Genomic DNA, 17,881 nt, shown 5'->3' with positions numbered 1-17,881 from the left:
GCGGAAGAGGGGCGCGGGGCGGGGCAGCAGCGACTTGTGCCGCCGCCCCGCTCGCAATGGTCTTAGAGCTGCTCGAGCATGAAATCTGCGCTGGAGACGCGGAATTCGCCCGGCGCTTCGACATGGAGCTGCTCGACCACGCCATCATTGACCAGCATCGAGAAGCGCTGGCCGCGCGTGCCGAGGCCGAACTTGCTGCCATCCATGGTGAGGCCGACAGCCTCGGCGAAGCTGCCATTGCCGTCCGCCAGCATCGTCACCTTGCCGTCAGCCGACGAGGCCTTGCCCCACGCGCCCATCACGAACGGATCGTTGACGGCGGTGCAGGCGATCTCATCGACGCCCTTCGCCTTCAGATCGCTTTCCTTCTCGATAAAGCCCGGTAGGTGCTTGGCCGAGCAGGTGGGCGTGAAGGCGCCCGGAACGGAGAAGAGCGCGACCTTGCGGCCAGCAAAATAATTCTTGCTGTCAACCGGTTCGGGGCCGTTTTCGGTCATCTTGACGAAGGTCGTTTCGGGCAGCGTGTCGCCAACTTTGATCGTCATCGGTGTCTCCTGTTCTTGGGGGAAAGGGCTCGGCTGGTGAACCAGCGCGCAGCGAGCAAGTCGGTGTTCGGCCTGCGCCTGTCAAGGTTGATGCTGTGCAGGACCGGGCGGCTCTGCGGTACGATGGCCGCTGGGCCGGACGGGCCAAGCGCCTGCGGGGTGGACGCATTGTCCCCAACAAGGCATGGTCGCGCTCAGGAGGCCCATCGCATGAGCGCGCCCGCGCAACCGAGACTCTCCCTCGCCGGCAAATTGTTGCTGGCCATGCCGGATATGCCGGACGCGCGGTTCGAGCGCGCAGTCATTCTCCTGTGTGTGCATGACGAGGGCGGCGCCCTGGGCATCGCGCTGCACGAGCCGATGGAGGGCATGGGACTGCACGCTCTGCTTGGCTCGTTAAGCATCGACGCGCAGTCGGTGGGCGATGAGCCGGTGCTGCAAGGCGGGCCCGTCGAACCGCGCCGTGGCTTTGTGCTGCACAGTCGGGACTGGATGACGGCGGACAGCCACCCCATTGATGACGAGATTGCGCTCACCGGGTCGATGGAGGTGCTGCACGCCGTTGCTTCGGGAGGCGGGCCGGCCCGCTGGTTGGTCGCCTTGGGCTATGCCGGGTGGAGCGCGGGACAGCTGGAAACGGAGCTGGCCGCGCCGGGCTGGTATCTCAGCAAGGCGCAGCCTTATCGGCTGTTCTCGATGGCGCCGGAGAACCGCTGGGCCGGGGCGTTTTCGCTCGAAGGCATCGATCCCGCGATGCTGACCGGCAATATGGGACACGCCTGACACGGCAGGGCTGGCTTCCTTTATCCCTTCCGCCCGACCCCAATCACATAAAGATATCTTTATATTTGCGAGGGAGCGATAGCCTTGGTAAGGCGCCGCGGTGTTACCGGTGGCGTGCGTAGCGGCCCCGGCTCAGGCAATCAGGAGAATGATCAGTGGCGACCGTGGCCCAGGACTATATCGTAAAGGACATCTCCCTCGCTGGCTTCGGCCGCAAGGAGATCGAGATCGCCGAGACCGAAATGCCGGGCCTGATGGCGCTGCGCGAGGAATTCGGTGCATCCAAGCCGCTCAAGGGCGCGCGGATCACCGGCTCGCTGCACATGACGATCCAGACCGCTGTGCTCATCGAGACGCTGGCTGAGCTGGGCGCAGAGCTGCGCTGGGCCACCTGCAACATCTTCTCGACCCAGGACCATGCCGCCGCCGCGATCGCCGAGCGGGGCATCCCCGTGTTCGCCATCAAGGGCGAGACGCTCGAGGAATATTGGGACTATGTCATCAAGATCTTCGATTGGGGTCAGGACACGACCTGCAACATGATCCTCGATGATGGCGGCGACGCGACAATGTTCGCGCTGTGGGGCGCCCGTGTCGAGGCCGGTGAAGAGCTGTTCGCGCCGTCCAACGAGGAAGAGACGATCTTCGTCGCGACCCTCAAGCGCTTCCTCGCCGAGCGTCCCGGCTATCTCACCAAGACCGTCGCGGCGATCAAGGGCGTATCCGAAGAGACGACCACCGGCGTTCACCGGCTCTATGAGCTCGCCAAGAAGGGCAAGCTGCCCTTCCCGGCGATCAACGTGAACGATAGCGTCACCAAGTCCAAGTTCGACAATCTTTATGGCTGCAAGGAGTCGCTGGTCGATGCCATCCGCCGCGCCACGGACGTGATGCTGGCTGGCAAGGTCGCCTGCGTCGCCGGCTTCGGCGATGTCGGCAAGGGCTCGGCGGCCTCGCTCCGCAATGGCGGCGCCCGCGTGCTGGTGACCGAGATCGACCCGATCTGCGCCCTGCAGGCGGCGATGGAAGGCTATGAGGTCGTGACCATGGAAGAGGCGGCGACCCGCGCCGACATCTTTGTGACCGCGACCGGCAATGAAGACATCATCACGCTCGACCACATGCGCGCGATGAAGAACATGGCCATCGTCTGCAACATCGGCCACTTCGACAGCGAAATCCAGATCGCGGCGCTCAGCAACATGAAGTGGACCGAGATCAAGCCGCAGGTCGACGAGGTCGAGTTCCCCGATGGCAAGAAGATCATCATGCTCGCCAAGGGCCGTCTGGTGAACCTGGGCTGCGCGACCGGCCACCCGAGCTTCGTCATGTCCTCCAGCTTCACCAACCAGGTGCTGGCGCAGATCGAGCTGTGGACCAAGAGCGATGCCTATAAGAACGAGGTCTATGTTCTGCCCAAGCATCTCGATGAAAAGGTCGCAGCGCTCCACCTCGAGAAGCTGGGCGTGAAGCTCTCCAAGCTGACCGACAAGCAGGCGGCTTATATCGGCGTGACTCCCGAGGGTCCGTTCAAGCCGGATCACTACCGCTACTAAGCCGCATAAGGCTGAGAAGACGTGAGAAGGCGCGGGCTAAGTCCGCGCCTTTTTTCGTGATCCGGGCCGCGCCCCTGATCCGTTCCCGCCCTCTCGGGCAACTTGACCTGCGGCAGTGGGGTCGCGAAGACAGGGCATGGATAATCTCACACACAGCATGGTGGGCGCCGTGCTGGGCCAGATCGGGCTCAAGCGCACGTCCGGCCTTGCCATGCCGACGATTATCATCGCGGCCAACATCCCGGATATCGACGCCACTTGCACGTTGATGGGGACACAGGCGCTGGCGCTGCGGCGCGGGTTGACGCACGGCCCCATCGCGATGATCGTGCTGCCATTGATCCTCACCGCGATCATGGTCGCGTTCGACCGCTGGCAGGCGAAGCGTGGGACACGGCCAAAGACGCGGCCGCCGGTGAACATAGTCTGGCTGTGGGTCGGCGCGCAGATCGGGACGCTCAGCCACCCCGCCTTCGACTGGCTCAACAGCTATGGCATCCGATTGCTCTCGCCGTTCAGCGACCAGTGGTTCCATGGCGATACGCTGTTCATCATCGATATCTGGCTCTGGGCGCTGCTGATCGGCGGCTATCTCTGGGCACGGTGCGGCGAGCGCACCGGGCCCGCGCCGATGATGCAGCGCGCGCGGATTATCGCGACGGCCGCCTGCGCCTACATCTTCGTCAACGGACTGATCACCGGATCGGCGGAGGCGAAAGCCGCCGCATGGCTGCGCGCCCAAGGCCGCGATCCGGACCTGGTGGTTGCCAATGCGCGTCCGTTCGCACCCTGGTCGCGCGAAATGCTCTGGCGTGGGGACGGGCGCTTCGGCGGCTTTCCCTACAACCTCGCCACCGGGCTAGAAGCCGATGCAGGCGCAGCGGAAGGGATGCCGACCGGCATGGACGATCCCGGCGTCGAGCGGGCGCGGCAGCGCGATGCGGATGCGCGGGCTTTCCTGTTCTGGTCGCGGATGCCGGTCGCGCAGCGGGCGGAGAATGGCGACCTGCTGATCTCCGACCAGCGCTTTGAGGGGCGCGGCGCCAGCGCGAGCTTTTCCGTGCAGGTGCCGGCGCAAGCATTGCGGTAGGGCGATGTCGGCAGCGAGCATCTTATGGTTCCGGCGGGATCTTCGCCTGACCGATCAGGCCGCGCTCATACAGGCGTGCGCGGACGGGCCGGTGATCCCGGTCTATATTCTCGATGATGAGACGGCGCGGCACCGGGCCATGGGCGGCGCCTCGCGCTGGTGGTTGCATCATAGTATCGAGAGCCTTGATGCTGCCCTGCGCGCGCGCGGATCGCGACTGATCCTGCGCCAGGGTAAGGCCGAGGCGGTTCTCGCCGTGCTGGCCGGAGAGACCGGCGCGACCCGCATCCATGCCTTGCACCATTATGAGCCATGGTGGCGCCAGGCAGAGAAGACGGTTGCGCGCTCCCACGAGCTGATATTGCACGATGGCAATTACCTCATGCCGCCGGGCGCCCTGACCACGGGCAGCGGCGGCCCCTACAAGATCTTCACGCCCTTCTGGCGCGCGCTGCGGGAGGTGATGCCGCCGGGTCGGCCCGTGCCGGCGCCTGATACCGTTCCTGCTCCCCCAAAATGGCCGGTGAGCGATCAACTCGAAAACTGGGCCTTGCTGCCGACCTCACCCAACTGGGCGGGCGGTTTCGCGCATGATTGGTCGCCTGGCGAGGCGGGCGCCCACGATCGGCTCGATGCCTTTATGGACCATGTCGGTGACTATGACGAAGGCCGCAATCTGCCCTCCGTAGAGGGCTCCTCGCGCCTGTCGCCGCATCTGCATTTCGGCGAGATTTCACCGGCGACGCTGTGGCACGCGCTCGACCGTGAGGATGGCGCCAGTGAGGTCTATCTGCGCGAACTGGGCTGGCGCGATTATGCTCAGAATGTGATCACGCAGATAAGCGATTATGGGAGTCGGAACGGTCGGGCGCAGTTCTATGCCTTTCCCTGGCGCTCGGGCCATGAGGCGCGCGACGACCTCAAGGCCTGGCAAGAGGGTCGCACCGGCTACCCGATCGTCGATGCGGGGATGCGCCAGCTCTGGCAGACCGGATGGATGCACAACCGGGTGCGGATGATCGCGGCGAGCTTCCTTATCAAGCATCTGCTCATCGACTGGCGGGCAGGGGAGCGCTGGTTTTGGGATACGCTCATTGATGCCGATTATGGCAATAACGCCGTCAACTGGCAGTGGGTCGCGGGCACCGGGATCGATTCCAACATGTTCGTGCGGATCATGGCGCCGCTCTCCCAGTCCGAGAAGTTCGACGCGGCTGCCTATATCCGGCGCTGGGTGCCGGAGCTGGCGCATGTGAAGGACGCCGCAATCCACGATCCCGAGTCCGCGGGTGTTAGGCCAGCGCAATATCCGGCCAAGTTAATCGAGCATCGCGCCGCGCGAGAGCGGGCGCTCGCCGCCTATGCCCGCGTGAAAGGCTGAGCGGGCCCCGGTTGTCTTTGCGGGAGGAATGCGTTCATATGGGCGCATGACCATTCACAATCCCAAAGCCAGCCGCCAGCGCGCCATGATGCGCCGGGCCGGCGCGCAGGTGGGTGGGCGTTTCTGGCGGGCTTTGCCGACCCGGCTGTTCGAGCCGATGCTCGTGAGGGTCGACCGGGGTCTGATGCGTGGATCACTCGAACTGCATCTGCCGGATGGATCGGTGCGCTTACTCGGCGGGCGCAAGCAGGGCTTTGCCGCGATCGTCCACCTTGCCAATTGGCGGGCCTTGATCCGGCTGGCGGCCTCCGGCTCGACCGGCTGGTATCGCGCCTGGGCGGATGGGGACTGGTCGAGCCCCGATCCGGTTGCGCTGTTCGCCCTGTTCGGCGCTAATGCCCGTTCGCTGGGGAAGTCCGCGCGCTCGACTGGCCTGCCGCGCCTGATGGGCCGCTGGAAACTCGCGCGGCGGCATAACAGCCGGCGGGGCGCGCGGCGGAACATCGCCGAGCATTATGATCTGGGCAATGATTTCTATCGGCTGTGGCTGGACGAGACGCTGACTTATTCCAGCGCCCGACCCGCGCATCCCCAGGAAGCGTTAGAAGCCGCGCAGATTCGCAAGATCGATGAGCTTTTGGCGCGACTCGATCTCAACGATGGCCAGCAACTGCTTGAAATTGGCTGCGGATGGGGAGGATTGGCCGAGCGCGTGCTGGATCGGTGCGATGTCGACTATACCGGCCTTACACTCTCCACCGAGCAGCAGCAGATCGTGCAGGGGCGGATCGAGGGGTTGGGCGCGCAGGACCGTGCCCATGTGCTGCTGCAGGATTATCGCGATTGCGAGGGCCAGTTCGATGCCATTGCCAGCGTGGAAATGGTGGAGGCCGTCGGCGAAAGCTATTGGCCGACTTACCTTGCCTGCCTTGCCCGGCTGCTGAAACCCGGCGGGCGCGCCGCCATCCAGTATATCAGCATCGATGACGAGATTTTCCCGGCCTATGCCGCACGGGCCGACTTCATCCAGCGCTACATCTTCCCGGGCGGTTGCCTGATCGCCGAGCGGCGCTTTCGTGACCTTGCCCAGCACGAAGGGCTGGAATGGGCAGACCAGACTCGCTTCGGCCTCGATTATGCGTGGACACTCCGACAGTGGCGCGCGCGCTTTGACGCAGTGGTGGATGCAGGTCGTCTGCCCGCCCGGTTCGATGCGCGGTTCGTGGACATGTGGCGCTACTATCTCATGTATTGCGAAGGCGGTTTTGCCGGAAGCAGCATCGATGTCTCGCAGGTGACGCTGATCAAGCGCTAGGCGCCGATCTGAGCGATCTCGGCGCGGATCGTCGCGATCTGGCCCGGGATCAGGGTCAGTCGGGGCTCTTCCTCATCCAAAATCGCTTCGAAGGCCGCGCGCTTCCAGGCCGCCTTGCGGGCGTCATCGGCGGCGATTTCCGGCGGCATGGTGGAGAGCAGGATGTCGATCAGCCGATCAGCCCCATGGAGCCGACCCCAGAGATAGTCGTTCTCGCGATAGGCACGGCTGAAGAACGCCCCGAAGCAGTTGAATTCGATGCCACGCAGCGTCGCTGGTGCGCCGCCCTTGCGGATCGCCACGGCATCTTCGGGAGATATCCGATCCACCTTGATGGGGTCGTACTCATCCAGACCTTCTCCCTGCAGGAGCGGAAAGGTCGCAATGTCGTAATAAGGGAAGCCGAGATAGGCCTTGAGCAAGGTCCGCCGGTCCTCGGCCGGGAGCGCCACACAAGCGGCCGCAAAACGCGCGTCGATCTGCTGGTCCAGATCCCGCAAGCCCCGCGCTTCCGCGATGATCGCAAGGGACGCCATCAGGTCATCGCCATGCGGCCGCAGGGCTTCGCGTGTGCCCGCGCCAAACCATGCGGGCGTCTGACGTTCGGCATAAAGGCCGATGGCCTCGTAGAGCATATCCTGCATGGCGGAGAGCGCGGCGCCGTTCCCCTCATCCTCCTCGCTGGCGCCTTCCACAGTCTGCTCACGGAGCTGGACGAGGCGCCGGGCGAGGAAGCGCAGCCGGCGGATGCGGAACGCAATGTCGTGATTGCGATAGAACAGAATGAGCGCCGCGCTTGCGCCATCGCCCGACCCGGGATCCATCTGGTCCACGCCCGCCGCATGTAGCTGCGCTCGCAGGCGCTCCCGCAGGCTTTCGCGTGTGGCCGTGCGTGGGCCATCGCGGAGTTGGCTGAGCAGATCGGCCAGTTCATCGATGATGCCGGCATATTTGAGATAGCCATAAGCGGGATAGGCAAAGCCCGCCGCCCGCGAAGCCTTTTGCTGCAGCTTCGCGCGCAGATGCGCCAGACGGCGCGGCGAGGGCCGGCTGAGCAGTAGGCTGAGGCCGACGGTCTGGTCCACGGTCCGCTCGATGTCCGGCCGCAAGCGCTCAGTGATTTCCAGCATCCGGTGAATGCGGCTGGAGCGGGCGCCAATCGCCTCCAGATTGTCCCGGATCGGCTGTTCGCGCGGAATATCGCTGACCGCGCCGAAGATCGTGCGGAAGAAGCCCGGGACCGGGCGCTCACCATTCTGCGCATGGTGGGAAGGGGAGGTGAGGCGAAAGCCCGGCGCACTGGGCGTCGGCTCGATGAACACAAAGCGCCGGTCGACCGTCCGCCGCGCCGGGCGGTTCTTGAGCGCATCGATTGCTTGGGCGAAGGGCGCATTGGCCAGCACCGATCCGTCGATCAGCACGGCATCCTCCGCATCGCCGGTGGCGCTGTGACCGGGGAGCACACGGCGCAAAAACGCATCGCGACCGGGCCAGGCGCGGTCGCGGTCGGCAAGCACCTTGTCCATTTCCCGAGCCGTGAACGGCGGAAAGGCGCCCGGAAAACTGGCCGTCGCACGCGCCGCGAAGGCGAGTTCGGCAGGGTCGGCGAGTGTGCGCGGTTGCCCGCCCCGGGCATGGAAGCTTATCGTGAGCCGGTGCTCCGTCTCGCTGATCTCCGGCGGGCTATTGAGGCGCAGCCGTTCCTCATGGCCGGTGAAATCCGTGGCGGTGACGAACAGGTCCAGCGGATGCCCACGCGGCAGCAGCGATCCTCCGCTCTTCTCCGGCTCCGTCTCGCGCGCCTTTTCCATCGCATCGAAGGCATTGAGCAACAGCTCGGTAAACCCCTTGCCGCCGAAGGGAGGCGCGAACCAGCGCGCCCGAATGAAGTTGGACAGCTTGCGTCGCACCTCCGAGCGCGTTTCCGGCGCCACGGTGCGGGACACCGTGTCATTGCGGCGGCGCAGCAGCAGCCAGAGCAGCGGCGCGGCCCAGAATTTGGTGAAGCGCGAGAGCGGGCGCGCGTCCGGATCGAGCAGGATGTCGACATCGGCGCAGCGCAGCCACAGTTCGGTCAGCGGGTCGAGCGACTGACCGCTCTCTATGGCCTGCGCCAGATACACGCCGTTGATGCCGCCCGCGCTGGCCCCGGCGATGATGTCCGGCAGAATCCGCACCCGCAGGCCGGTCTCCGCAAGGCAGGTCTCCAGAATGCGCTGATAAACGAGATTGCCCGGCCGACCGCTGCGGAAATCCCGGCTGGCCTGCGCCAGATGCCAGATTTCCTTGGTGACCCCGTGCATGTAGACCGCGAGGCTGACTCCACCATAGCAGACCAGCGCCAGCCTCAGTTCCTTCTCCCGCATGAGCGCAGATTGGCGCGCTACGGCCGGCTTGTCGAGCCGTTGCACGGATTATCCGCAAATCAGCGAAGGTCGAACGTGGCCCAGACCGGCAGATGATCGGACGCGCGCCGGGCCAGAACGGAGGAATGGACGCCGCTGTCGGTCAGCGTCAGGCCGCCCCGCCACATGATCCGGTCGAGTTCGGCAATCTGGCGGCGGGCGTGGAAACTGCGGCCGCATGGCGCGATGTCATAGTGGCGCGAGAAATCCTGCAGGCACCCGCGATTGGCGGTCCACTCGTTCGTGTCGCCCATCAGGATGGTCGCATCGGCGGGATGCTGGACATCTACCATATCGACATGATGCTGAACCGCCGCAGCCTGCCGCCGCCGCCAGAGGCCGGAGAGGTCGAGGTGCATCCCCACCGTCCGCAGGCGAATGCCCTTGATCTCGATACAGGCCATCACAGCGCCGCGCGGCTCGAGGCAGGGGAGATGGATCACGCTGGCATCGGCATGGCTCTGGTCGCGCCGGACGAGAAGCGCGTTGCCGTGCCAGCCCATGCTCTCGACTCGCGTCGGCAACTCGATGGCGCGATAATCCGAATGCATCTCCAGCAGGCGATCCGGCAGCACCGCATGACGGATGCCGAAGCGGCGGTCGGCTTCCTGCAGGGCAATCACATCGGCATCCAGTTCGTTCAGCACATCAATGATGCGCTCTGGCATGCGGCGCCGATCGGTACCGACGGCTTTGCGGATGTTGTAAGAAGCGACCTTGATCATTGCGCCGTAGATTTGGCCTTATCGGCCGCAAGGCAACCCCATGGCCAAGAAAAAGGCAACTCCGCGCCAGCTCAGCCATTCAACTTATATCGCAATCTTGGAGGATGATGATGAAAGTTGCTCATGACGCGCTCGTGATGGTGGTCGATGGCAGCAAGATGCTGCTGTTCCGTAATGCTGGCGACGAGGAGTTTCTTAACCTTCAGGTCGAAGAGGCGGTGGAGCAGAAATCCGAGCAGGATCAGGATCTTTCGACCGATCGTCCCGGGCGCAGCTTCGCCTCGGCACCCAACAGCCAGGATCGCAGCGCGATGGAAGAAACCGACTTCAAGCAGCAGGCGGAGGATCGGTTTGCGGCGGATGCGGTTGCGCTGCTCAACAAGCGCGCCATGGAGGGATCGTTCGACCACCTCGTCATCGTCGCGGCACCGATCACCCTGGGCGAGATGCGCCGCCATTATCACAAGACGCTCAAGGATCGGCTCGCGGGCGAAATCGGCAAGACGCTCACTAGCCATCCGGTCGACGAGATCGAACAGATACTCATGAAGAGCTGATCTCGCCTCTGGCGTTCCCGCTTCGTTCTGCTAAGAGGGGGCATGGCGAAAGTGAAACGTCGATATGTGTGCCAGGCCTGCGGGGCGGTGGCGTCCCGCTGGCAAGGGCAGTGCGATGACTGCGGAGAATGGAACAGTCTGATCGAGGAAGCGCCGCCCACGGCGTTCTCGGCCAAGCACGATCTACAAGCGGGCGGGCAGGCGATCAATCTGATTGGACTGGACGCGGATATCGCTCTGCCCGAGCGGATGAGCACCGGCCTGCCGGAGTTCGATCGCGCGGTCGGCGGGGGACTGGTGGCCGGGTCCGCCAGTCTGATTGGCGGCGATCCGGGCATCGGCAAGTCCACTTTGCTGCTTCAAGCTGCGGCGCGGATGGCCAAGGCCGGGCGTCACGTCGTTTATGTGAGCGGCGAGGAAGCTGCCGATCAGGTCAGGCTGCGCGCGCGGCGGCTGGGGCTGGGCGATGCGCCGGTGCATCTCGCCAGCGCTACGTCGGTGCGGGATATTCTGACGACCTTGGGGCAGCGGGAAGAACCCGATCTGCTCATCATCGATTCGATCCAGACCATGCACAGCGACCTGATCGAAGGTGCGCCGGGCACGGTCAGCCAGGTGCGGGCGAGCGCGCAAGAGCTGATTCGCTTTGCCAAGCGGGGCGGGACCGCGCTCATTCTCGTCGGCCATGTCACCAAAGATGGGACCATCGCCGGTCCGCGCGTGCTGGAGCATATGGTGGACACCGTCCTCAGCTTCGAGGGCGAGCGCAGCCACCAGTATCGTATCCTGCGCGCGATCAAGAATCGCTTTGGCGGCACGGACGAGATCGGCGTGTTCGCAATGGTTGAGGAGGGACTGCAGGAAGTCGGCAACCCCTCGGCGCTGTTCCTCACGGACCGTGAAGAGCGCGTGGCGGGCACGGCCGTCTTCCCCGCGCTTGAAGGTACGCGGCCGGTTCTGGTGGAAGTGCAGGCGCTGACGGTGCGGCTGGCCAGTGGCGCGACCCCGCGCCGGGCCGTCGTGGGTTGGGATAGCGGCCGGCTGGCCATGGTGCTGGCCGTGCTCGAAGCCCGCTGCGGCTTGAGCTTTGCGACTTGCGAGGTCTATCTCAATGTCGCTGGCGGTTACCGCTTGCAGGACCCTGCCGCCGACCTTGCCGTCGCTGCTGCCCTGATCTCGGCGCTTTCCGAAAAACCCGTGCCGCATGATGCTGTGATGCTCGGGGAAATTGCACTGTCCGGCGAGTTGCGCCCGGTCGCCCATAGTGCGCTGCGCCTGCGGGAAGCTGCCAAGCTCGGCTTCGGGCGTGCCTTGTTGCCGGCATCCAGCGCGGCGCAGGCCAGTGGCATTTCGACGACCGGATTCCGCCGGCTCGGCGATCTTGTTGACCATCTGCTTGGGCGGGACTAGCCAGCCGGCATGACCGTGCTGGATTTTGCCGTTCTTCTGCTCATCGGTGGCCTGGCCGTGCGGGGCTTCCTGCGCGGTTTCGTGACCGAATCGCTATCGCTTGCGGCGCTGATCGGCGCCATCGTCGCGGTGCGGCTGTTCCACGCGCCGTTTACCGCTCTGCTCGATACCATCGTGGGGGCGGAATATGTGGCGGCGCTGCTGGCATTCGTCGCGGTGTTCGGCGTCGTCTTCATGCTGGGCACGCTGCTGGCGCGCTGGATCGGCGACAAGACCAAGACGTCGCTGCTCGGCCTTTTCGACCGGACGCTGGGCCTTGGCTTCGGCGCCATCAAGGGCCTGCTGGTGGCGACCATCGCCTTCGTGCTGTTCACGATCGGCTATGATGCCATCTACGGCGTGCAGACCAATCGGCCGGACTGGATGCGGCTGTCCCGTTCCTATCCGCTCCTGAGCGCGAGCGGCGCGGCGATGAGCGGTTGGATGGCGGAGAACAGCCGCCGCGGTGGCCTGCTCGGTATTCTTGAGGATGATGGCGCTGAGAGTAGCAACGCGAGTGGCGAGGACAGCAATGCCGCGCAGTGAAGGCACCGGCGCATGAGCAGCGCGCTCTACAGCATGGACGTGCTGCGCCGCGCTGCCGGCATTTCCGCCTATCCGCCGCTCGAGCAGGCTGATTTCGTCGAGGAGCGGCGCTCGCCGACCTGCGGCAGTCGTGTCTCGGTCAGCCTGCGGGTGGATGAGGCCGGCCGCATCACCGCCTTCGGGGTGGATGCCAAGGCTTGCGCGCTGGGGCAGGCCGCCTCGGCGATTCTCGCCGCGCAAGCTGTCGGTGCAGACCACGCAACCATCGACTCGGTGAGCGAGGCATGGCGGGGCTATCTGGCCGGGGAGCAGGATGCCCTGCCGGACTGGCCGGATCTCGCCTTGCTCGCAGCCGGTCGCGATTATCCCGCCCGGCACCCCTCAATGCGACTGGCATTCGAGGCCACGGCCGCCGCCCTCGCTCGCGCGCAAGGGGATGCGCACGGGGAGGCGTCGTCATGATCGGCATGCTGGCCGCGCTGAGCGCCGCCTTGTCCATCGGCGCGTCGGCGTTCGGCGCTCATGCTGCCAGCAGCCCGCAGGCGGCGGAGTGGTTACGGACCGGGGGCGTCTATCAGCTTGTCCATGCCGTGGCAGTGCTCGCCATTTTGCGCCTGCCGGTTAGCAATGGTCCTTCATGGGCATTGCTGAGCGGCAGCGCGCTGTTCGCGGCGACGCTCTACGCCATAGCACTGGGTGCCCCGCGCTGGCTCGGCGCAATCACGCCGATTGGCGGCGTGGTGATGATCCTGGGATGGCTCTGGTTGGCCTGGCAACTCGCGCGCGCTGACTGAGGCGATCTGCCTGTTTCAGGCGCCGTCGAGATAGGCGGCAACGTCCGCCAGATCGACATCCTTGGCGAGATAGGTCTTGCCGATACCACGGGCCAGCAGGAAGGGCAGGGTGCCGCTGCTCATCTTCTTGTCATGCAGCATATGCTCGACGAGCCGCGCACCAGAAGCGGAGACACCCGCATCCGCCAGCGAGGCGGGCAGGCCGACCGCGCGCAGATGCGCGACGACCCGCTCTGCATCCTCGAGCGGGCATTCGCCGCGCCGCACGGAGTATCCAAAGGCCAGTGCCATACCCGCAGCGACACCCTCGCCATGCAGCAGTCGATCCGAAAAGCCAGTTTCCGCCTCCAGCGCATGGCCGAAGGTGTGGCCAAGGTTGAGCAGCGCCCGGCGGCCGCTGGTCTCGCGCTCATCCTCGGCGACGATGGTGGCCTTGGCGGCGACGCTGCGGGCAATGGCGTGGGCGCGGGCCTCGGGGTCACCAGCCATCAGCGCCGTGCCGTTCGCCTCGCACCAGGCGAAGAACTCGGCATCGTCGATCAGGCCGTACTTCACCACCTCGGCATAGCCAGCGCGCACTTCGCGTGGACCCAACGTATCGAGGGTATCGGGGTCGATCAGCACGAGCGACGGCTGATGGAAGGCCCCGAGCAGGTTCTTGCCTGCCCGGCTGTTGATCGCGGTCTTGCCGCCGACCGAGCTATCCACTTGGGAGAGCAATGTCGTCGGGATCTGCACGAAGTTGCAGCCGCGCTTGACGATGGATGCCGCGAAACCGACCAGATCGCCGATCACCCCGCCACCCAGTGCAATCACATGGTCCCGCCGTTCGATGCCGTGGGCGATCATCCGGTCGGTCAGGGCTTCGAGATGCTGCCAGCTCTTGGTGGATTCGCCAGCGGGCAGCGTCACCAGCTCGGCCGCCAGCCCGGCCCGCTCCAGCGCGGCCGCCAGGCGCGGCCATTGAGCCGAAGCGACATGCGCATCCGTCACGACCAGAAAGGGTCGGCTGCTGGCAAAGGGCGCCAGCGCCTCGCCCGCGCGCTCCATCAGCCCGGCTTCGATGCGGACATCATAGCTGCGCTCGCCAAGGGAAACGGGGACGGTGGTCATGGGTTGAGCGCTTTCACGATCTTGTCGATGGTCGCCTCATGCGGCGAGTCCGAGCTTTTGATGTGGATGGGGGCTTGCTGGTAAAAGGGCGTGCGCGCCGCAGCGAGGCTCTTGAGCACTTCGCGCGGCTCACGGCCCTTGAGCAGGGGGCGGCCATCGCGCCGGGAAACGCGGTCGACGAGAATGTCGATATCCGCATCCAACCAGACGGCCGTGGCGTGCGCGAGGATCAGCGCCCGCGTCTCGTCATTGACGAAAGCGCCACCACCGGTGGCGACAATCTTGGGCACGCCGTCGATCAGCCGAGCGATCACGCGCCGTTCGCCATCGCGAAAGGCCGGCTCGCCATAGGTGTCGAAGATTTCCTGAATGGTCATCCCGGCCGCCCGCTCGATCTCGTCGTCGGCATCGACAAAGGGCAGGTTAAGCCGGGCTGCGAGGCGGCGGCCGATGGTGGACTTTCCCACGCCCATCAGGCCCACCAGGACGATGGATGGTCCTGCGGATGCCCCTGCGATGGCCTCTTCGCGATATTTATCGTTTCGCCCCATGATCTGCGGGGCTATACAGCCGCCAACGTCTGAGGCAACGGCGTTCGAACGCCATCAGGCATATGTCACTGCAACGGTAAGGCCCGATCCCCCATCATGAAACTCAGCCGCCGCGACCCTTATCAACAGTCCTATCGCTCACGCCGTCCGCGCAATCCGCTGTCGCTGATCGGCGTCATTCTGTTGGTCGTCATCGTGCTGCTCCTCGTGCTGTCCTGGTGGAATGGCGCTGAACGACCCGTCACCGAGATCGAGCTGCCGGTTTCCGCCGAGCAACTTGCCGGTTAGGGCAGGGCAGTGCGAGGCAGACAGATTGGCTTGCTGGCGGGGATGAGCGCGCTGGCGCTCAGCATTCCCGTGCTGGCGCAGAGCGGCCCTGAATCGCTGCTGCCGCCCGGATTTGGCGATGCCGCGCCGACGCCGTCGCCCAGCGGGCCGCAGCCGGCGACACCGCAGCCCGCGCGGCCGGCCTCGCCGGCGCCAACGCCGCTACTGCCACCCGGCGCGGTGATCGACCGCGCCGCCAATGCCATGGCAGCCGACGAGGCGGTGAACGAGACGGCTGCCGACGAAATCGCCGAGAAATACGATCTGCCCCCGTCCGCACGCCGGTCTCTGGACCGGATCGGCCCACTCAAGAGGGCGCAGGGCGGCCTTGGCGAGAGCGCTTTCGGGCAACGCAATGGGCAGGCCCTTGCAGGCGTTATGCGCACGATGCGCGCGCCGGTCATGTCTCGCTGGGCGAGCATTTTGATGCGCCGGGCGTTGCTTTCTCAGGTCTCCACGCCGTCGGACATCGGTGGTGCGGACTGGGCCGCCGAGCGCGCATGGCTGCTGCTGCGCATGGGCGAGGCGGATAATGCGCGCCTGCTGATCCAGCAGGTCGATGCCGATCAGTATAGCCGCCGGCTCTATTCCGTGGCGATGCAGGTGCAACTTGCTACCGCTGATCCCGCCGGCTTCTGCCCGCTGCTACCGCGCGCGCGGGATATGAGCGACGAGCCGGGCTGGTTCATGGCACAGGCCATCTGCGCGTCGTTCTCGGCAGATCAGGGCACGGCGAGCGCATTGCTCAGCCAGGCGCAGCGGCGCGGCATCGCCCGCGGCATCGATTACCGGCTTGCCGAAAAGGTGGTCGGCGCCGGGCCGAACAGCCGCCGCTCGGTAAAGATTGAGTGGGATGGCGTGAGCCAACTTACGACATGGCGTTATGGCCTGGCGACCGCGACCAATGTCGCCATTCCGCCCGCGCTGTTCCAGACGGCCGGGCCGCAGGTGCTCGCCTGGCAGGCTCGCGCGGCCAATCTGTCGCCGATGGATCGTCTGGCGGGTGTCGGAGTCGCCTCACAGCTGGGCGTTTTCTCGGGCGCCGCAACATTGGGCTTCTTTGCTGCCTTGGCCGAGGACGAGTCCGCCGAGGCTGCCGCGAATGATCGCGTCGACTGGTTGCGGACGGCCTATGGCTCGGGCGATACCGGCGCGCGAATTTCCGCGATGCGCGATTTCTGGCAGGCCCAGCCGGCAGGTGGCTGGAGTGCGGGGCCGGGCGGCGTTTACTATGGCGCTTTGCCCGCTGTCGCGCGCGCGGCTGCGGCGCTGCCGGTCTACGCCGAAGCAGGCGAGGATACGCCCTGGCTGATCGCTGCCATGCTTGCGGGCGGCTATGATCGGAGCGCCGCGCGCTGGCGCAGCGTGCTCGAGGGACTGGACGGTGACGCACAGCAGCGCAGCTGGGCCCTACTGGCGACCGGCCTGCCCGATGCGGCGGTGGACCTCTCGGCAAATCGTATCGCCGCGTTTGTCGACGCCGATGAGGCAGAAGACAAGTTGCTTGGGCATAGCCTTGTCGCCGTGCTGGGTGGGCTCAATCGCCTGCCTGCTGGCGAGCGGTCGCAGCTTTTGCAGGATGCCGGGATCAACCTGTCTTCGCGGCGTCCATGGGTCCGGGCAATCGTTGCGGCGGCGGCACGCCGGGAACAGGGCACAGTAGCGCTACTGGCGGGCGTCGGGATGCAGAGCCTCAACTGGCGCAACATGACGCCCGAGCAGCTCTATTACATCATATCGAGCCTGAACGCTGTCGGTCTTGAGGCCTATGCGCGGATGATCGGCGCCGAGGCGATGGCCCGGCTCTGATGGCCGGTGCGGACGAGCGCGAGTCGATCGTCGGTTCGCGCGATGCCACGCTGATCAGCCGCTATCTCACCATGATGGCGGCCGAGCGCGGTGCCTCGCGCAACACATTGCTTGCCTATCGAACCGATCTCGAAGACGCTGCGGCGCTCTGCCAGGGGCTGGCAGATGCGGACGCGGCCCGGCTCGCTACGCTGGCTGCATCGTGGCGGGACCTCGCGACATCGACGGTCGCGCGCAAACTTTCGGCGCTACGAGGTTTCTTCGCTTTTCTGGAGGCGGAGGCGGTCCGGGCTGACAATCCCACCGCGACTCTGGCAAGGCCGAGCCTGCAGCGTCCGCTCCCCAAAATACTGTCTCATCAGGATGTCGATGCGATTTTTGCGGTGATCGCCGAACGGGTGGCGCGCGTGCCGGTCAATCCGCTCGACCTGCGGCTCGCGGCGCTGATCGAGTTGCTCTACGGATCGGGACTGCGCGCGACCGAACTGGTCTCGTTGCCCGCCAAGGCCATGGCGACCGATCGCCCCTTTCTCATCCTGCGGGGTAAGGGCGGGCGCGAGCGGCTTGTGCCGATCTCCGACCGTGCGCGCGCGGCCGTGGCCGCGTGGCGAGCGCATGTGCCGGAGGACAGTGCCTGGCTCTTCCCGTCAGGCAAATCCTATTTGAGCCGCGTGCGCCTCTTCCAGCTGGTGCGCGCTTTGGCCGCCGAGGCCGGGATCGATCCGGCGCGGGTCAGCCCGCATGTCCTGCGTCACGCCTTCGCGACCCATCTGTTGGAAGGGGGCGCAGACCTGCGCGCACTGCAGGCGATGCTGGGCCATGCCGACATCGCGACCACCCAGATTTATACCCATGTCGACGCCGCGCGACTGGTTGCGCTCGTTAATGCACGCCATCCGCTCGTTGACCTCAAGCGACGCGGCGTATAGCGCGCG

The 17,881-nt window shown here is 65.6% G+C and carries 18 protein-coding genes; 13 read left to right on the top strand and 5 right to left on the bottom strand.

Translation table 11 applies throughout. From position 1 onward, the window contains the following. Positions 1 to 62: 62 nt before the first annotated feature. Positions 63 to 545, bottom strand: coding sequence for a peroxiredoxin (locus M2336_RS13145; RefSeq protein WP_264572881.1), 483 nt, complete (start codon positions 543 to 545; stop codon positions 63 to 65). Positions 546 to 755: 210 nt separating this feature from the next. Here M2336_RS13145 and M2336_RS13140 point away from each other — a divergent pair, with 210 nt between their 5' ends. From M2336_RS13140 to M2336_RS13120, 5 genes are all read left to right on the top strand, one after another. Continuing rightward, positions 756 to 1,328 (top strand): YqgE/AlgH family protein, encoded by a 573-nt coding sequence (locus tag M2336_RS13140; RefSeq protein WP_181559726.1) that lies wholly within the window; start codon positions 756 to 758, stop codon positions 1,326 to 1,328. A gap of 155 nt (positions 1,329 to 1,483) precedes the next feature. Next, complete coding sequence (ahcY, locus tag M2336_RS13135; RefSeq protein ID WP_181559725.1) at positions 1,484 to 2,884, top strand: adenosylhomocysteinase; 1,401 nt, start codon at positions 1,484 to 1,486, stop codon at positions 2,882 to 2,884. A gap of 136 nt (positions 2,885 to 3,020) precedes the next feature. Further along, positions 3,021 to 3,974: a metal-dependent hydrolase gene (locus M2336_RS13130; RefSeq protein WP_264572880.1), complete on the top strand. Its 954-nt coding sequence runs from the start codon at positions 3,021 to 3,023 to the stop codon at positions 3,972 to 3,974. Between the two features lie 4 nt (positions 3,975 to 3,978). After that, complete coding sequence (locus M2336_RS13125; RefSeq protein WP_264572879.1) at positions 3,979 to 5,355, top strand: cryptochrome/photolyase family protein; 1,377 nt, start codon at positions 3,979 to 3,981, stop codon at positions 5,353 to 5,355. 46 nt (positions 5,356 to 5,401) lie between these two features. Then, a complete protein-coding gene (locus M2336_RS13120; RefSeq protein WP_413715933.1) occupies positions 5,402 to 6,670 on the top strand; it encodes a class I SAM-dependent methyltransferase in 1,269 nt (422 codons plus the stop codon). Here M2336_RS13120 and M2336_RS13115 read toward each other — a convergent pair. Both M2336_RS13115 and M2336_RS13110 read right to left on the bottom strand, forming a co-directional pair. Beyond that, positions 6,667 to 9,036, bottom strand: coding sequence for a patatin-like protein (locus tag M2336_RS13115; protein WP_264574875.1), 2,370 nt, complete (start codon positions 9,034 to 9,036; stop codon positions 6,667 to 6,669). The two genes, M2336_RS13120 and M2336_RS13115, sit on opposite strands and share 4 nt — an antisense overlap. A 59-nt stretch (positions 9,037 to 9,095) precedes the next feature. Then, complete coding sequence (locus tag M2336_RS13110) at positions 9,096 to 9,800, bottom strand: endonuclease/exonuclease/phosphatase family protein (RefSeq protein ID WP_181559721.1); 705 nt, start codon at positions 9,798 to 9,800, stop codon at positions 9,096 to 9,098. A 110-nt stretch (positions 9,801 to 9,910) separates the two neighbouring features. On the opposite strand from M2336_RS13110, the gene M2336_RS13105 reads away from it, so the two are divergent. The 5 genes from M2336_RS13105 to M2336_RS13085 are packed head-to-tail and all read left to right on the top strand — an operon-like array spanning position 9,911 to position 13,146. Further along, positions 9,911 to 10,357: a host attachment family protein gene (locus tag M2336_RS13105; RefSeq protein ID WP_264572878.1), complete on the top strand. Its 447-nt coding sequence runs from the start codon at positions 9,911 to 9,913 to the stop codon at positions 10,355 to 10,357. Between the two features lie 42 nt (positions 10,358 to 10,399). Beyond that, positions 10,400 to 11,767 (top strand): DNA repair protein RadA, encoded by a 1,368-nt coding sequence (gene radA / locus M2336_RS13100; protein WP_264572877.1) that lies wholly within the window; start codon positions 10,400 to 10,402, stop codon positions 11,765 to 11,767. Between the two features lie 9 nt (positions 11,768 to 11,776). Next, on the top strand, positions 11,777 to 12,352 hold the full coding sequence (locus tag M2336_RS13095) for a CvpA family protein (protein WP_181559718.1): 576 nt from the start codon (positions 11,777 to 11,779) through the stop codon (positions 12,350 to 12,352). Between the two features lie 12 nt (positions 12,353 to 12,364). Further along, complete coding sequence (locus tag M2336_RS13090) at positions 12,365 to 12,814, top strand: iron-sulfur cluster assembly scaffold protein (RefSeq protein ID WP_264572876.1); 450 nt, start codon at positions 12,365 to 12,367, stop codon at positions 12,812 to 12,814. Then, the gene (locus M2336_RS13085) at positions 12,811 to 13,146 is read left to right on the top strand and encodes a DUF423 domain-containing protein (protein ID WP_264572875.1); all 336 of its coding nucleotides are present in this window, start codon (positions 12,811 to 12,813) and stop codon (positions 13,144 to 13,146) included. The genes M2336_RS13090 and M2336_RS13085 overlap by 4 nt, the downstream gene beginning before the upstream one ends. Before the next feature lie 15 nt (positions 13,147 to 13,161). On the opposite strand, the gene aroB is transcribed toward M2336_RS13085, so the two are convergent. Then, entirely contained in the window at positions 13,162 to 14,259 is a 1,098-nt protein-coding gene (gene aroB, locus M2336_RS13080) for a 3-dehydroquinate synthase (protein ID WP_264572874.1), read from the bottom strand. Further along, entirely contained in the window at positions 14,256 to 14,810 is a 555-nt protein-coding gene (locus M2336_RS13075; protein WP_264572873.1) for a shikimate kinase, read from the bottom strand. The genes aroB and M2336_RS13075 overlap by 4 nt, the downstream gene beginning before the upstream one ends. Before the next feature lie 96 nt (positions 14,811 to 14,906). Between M2336_RS13075 and M2336_RS13070 the strand changes: the two genes are divergently transcribed. Genes M2336_RS13070 through M2336_RS13060 form a run of 3 tightly spaced genes read left to right on the top strand, consistent with a single transcriptional unit; the run spans position 14,907 to position 17,875 of the window. After that, positions 14,907 to 15,098, top strand: a complete 192-nt coding sequence (locus M2336_RS13070) for a hypothetical protein (protein ID WP_181559713.1) — start codon at positions 14,907 to 14,909, stop codon at positions 15,096 to 15,098. Positions 15,099 to 15,140: 42 nt separating this feature from the next. Beyond that, positions 15,141 to 16,946: a hypothetical protein gene (locus M2336_RS13065; protein WP_264572872.1), complete on the top strand. Its 1,806-nt coding sequence runs from the start codon at positions 15,141 to 15,143 to the stop codon at positions 16,944 to 16,946. Next, entirely contained in the window at positions 16,946 to 17,875 is a 930-nt protein-coding gene (locus tag M2336_RS13060; RefSeq protein ID WP_264570345.1) for a tyrosine recombinase, read from the top strand. The genes M2336_RS13065 and M2336_RS13060 overlap by 1 nt, the downstream gene beginning before the upstream one ends. The last annotated feature ends 6 nt before the right edge of the window (positions 17,876 to 17,881 follow it).

It is taken from the genome of Sphingobium sp. B1D7B, from assembly GCF_025961965.1.
Classification (GTDB): Bacteria; Pseudomonadota; Alphaproteobacteria; order Sphingomonadales; family Sphingomonadaceae; genus Sphingobium.
This window is presented reverse-complemented; position numbering and strand designations above follow the sequence as displayed.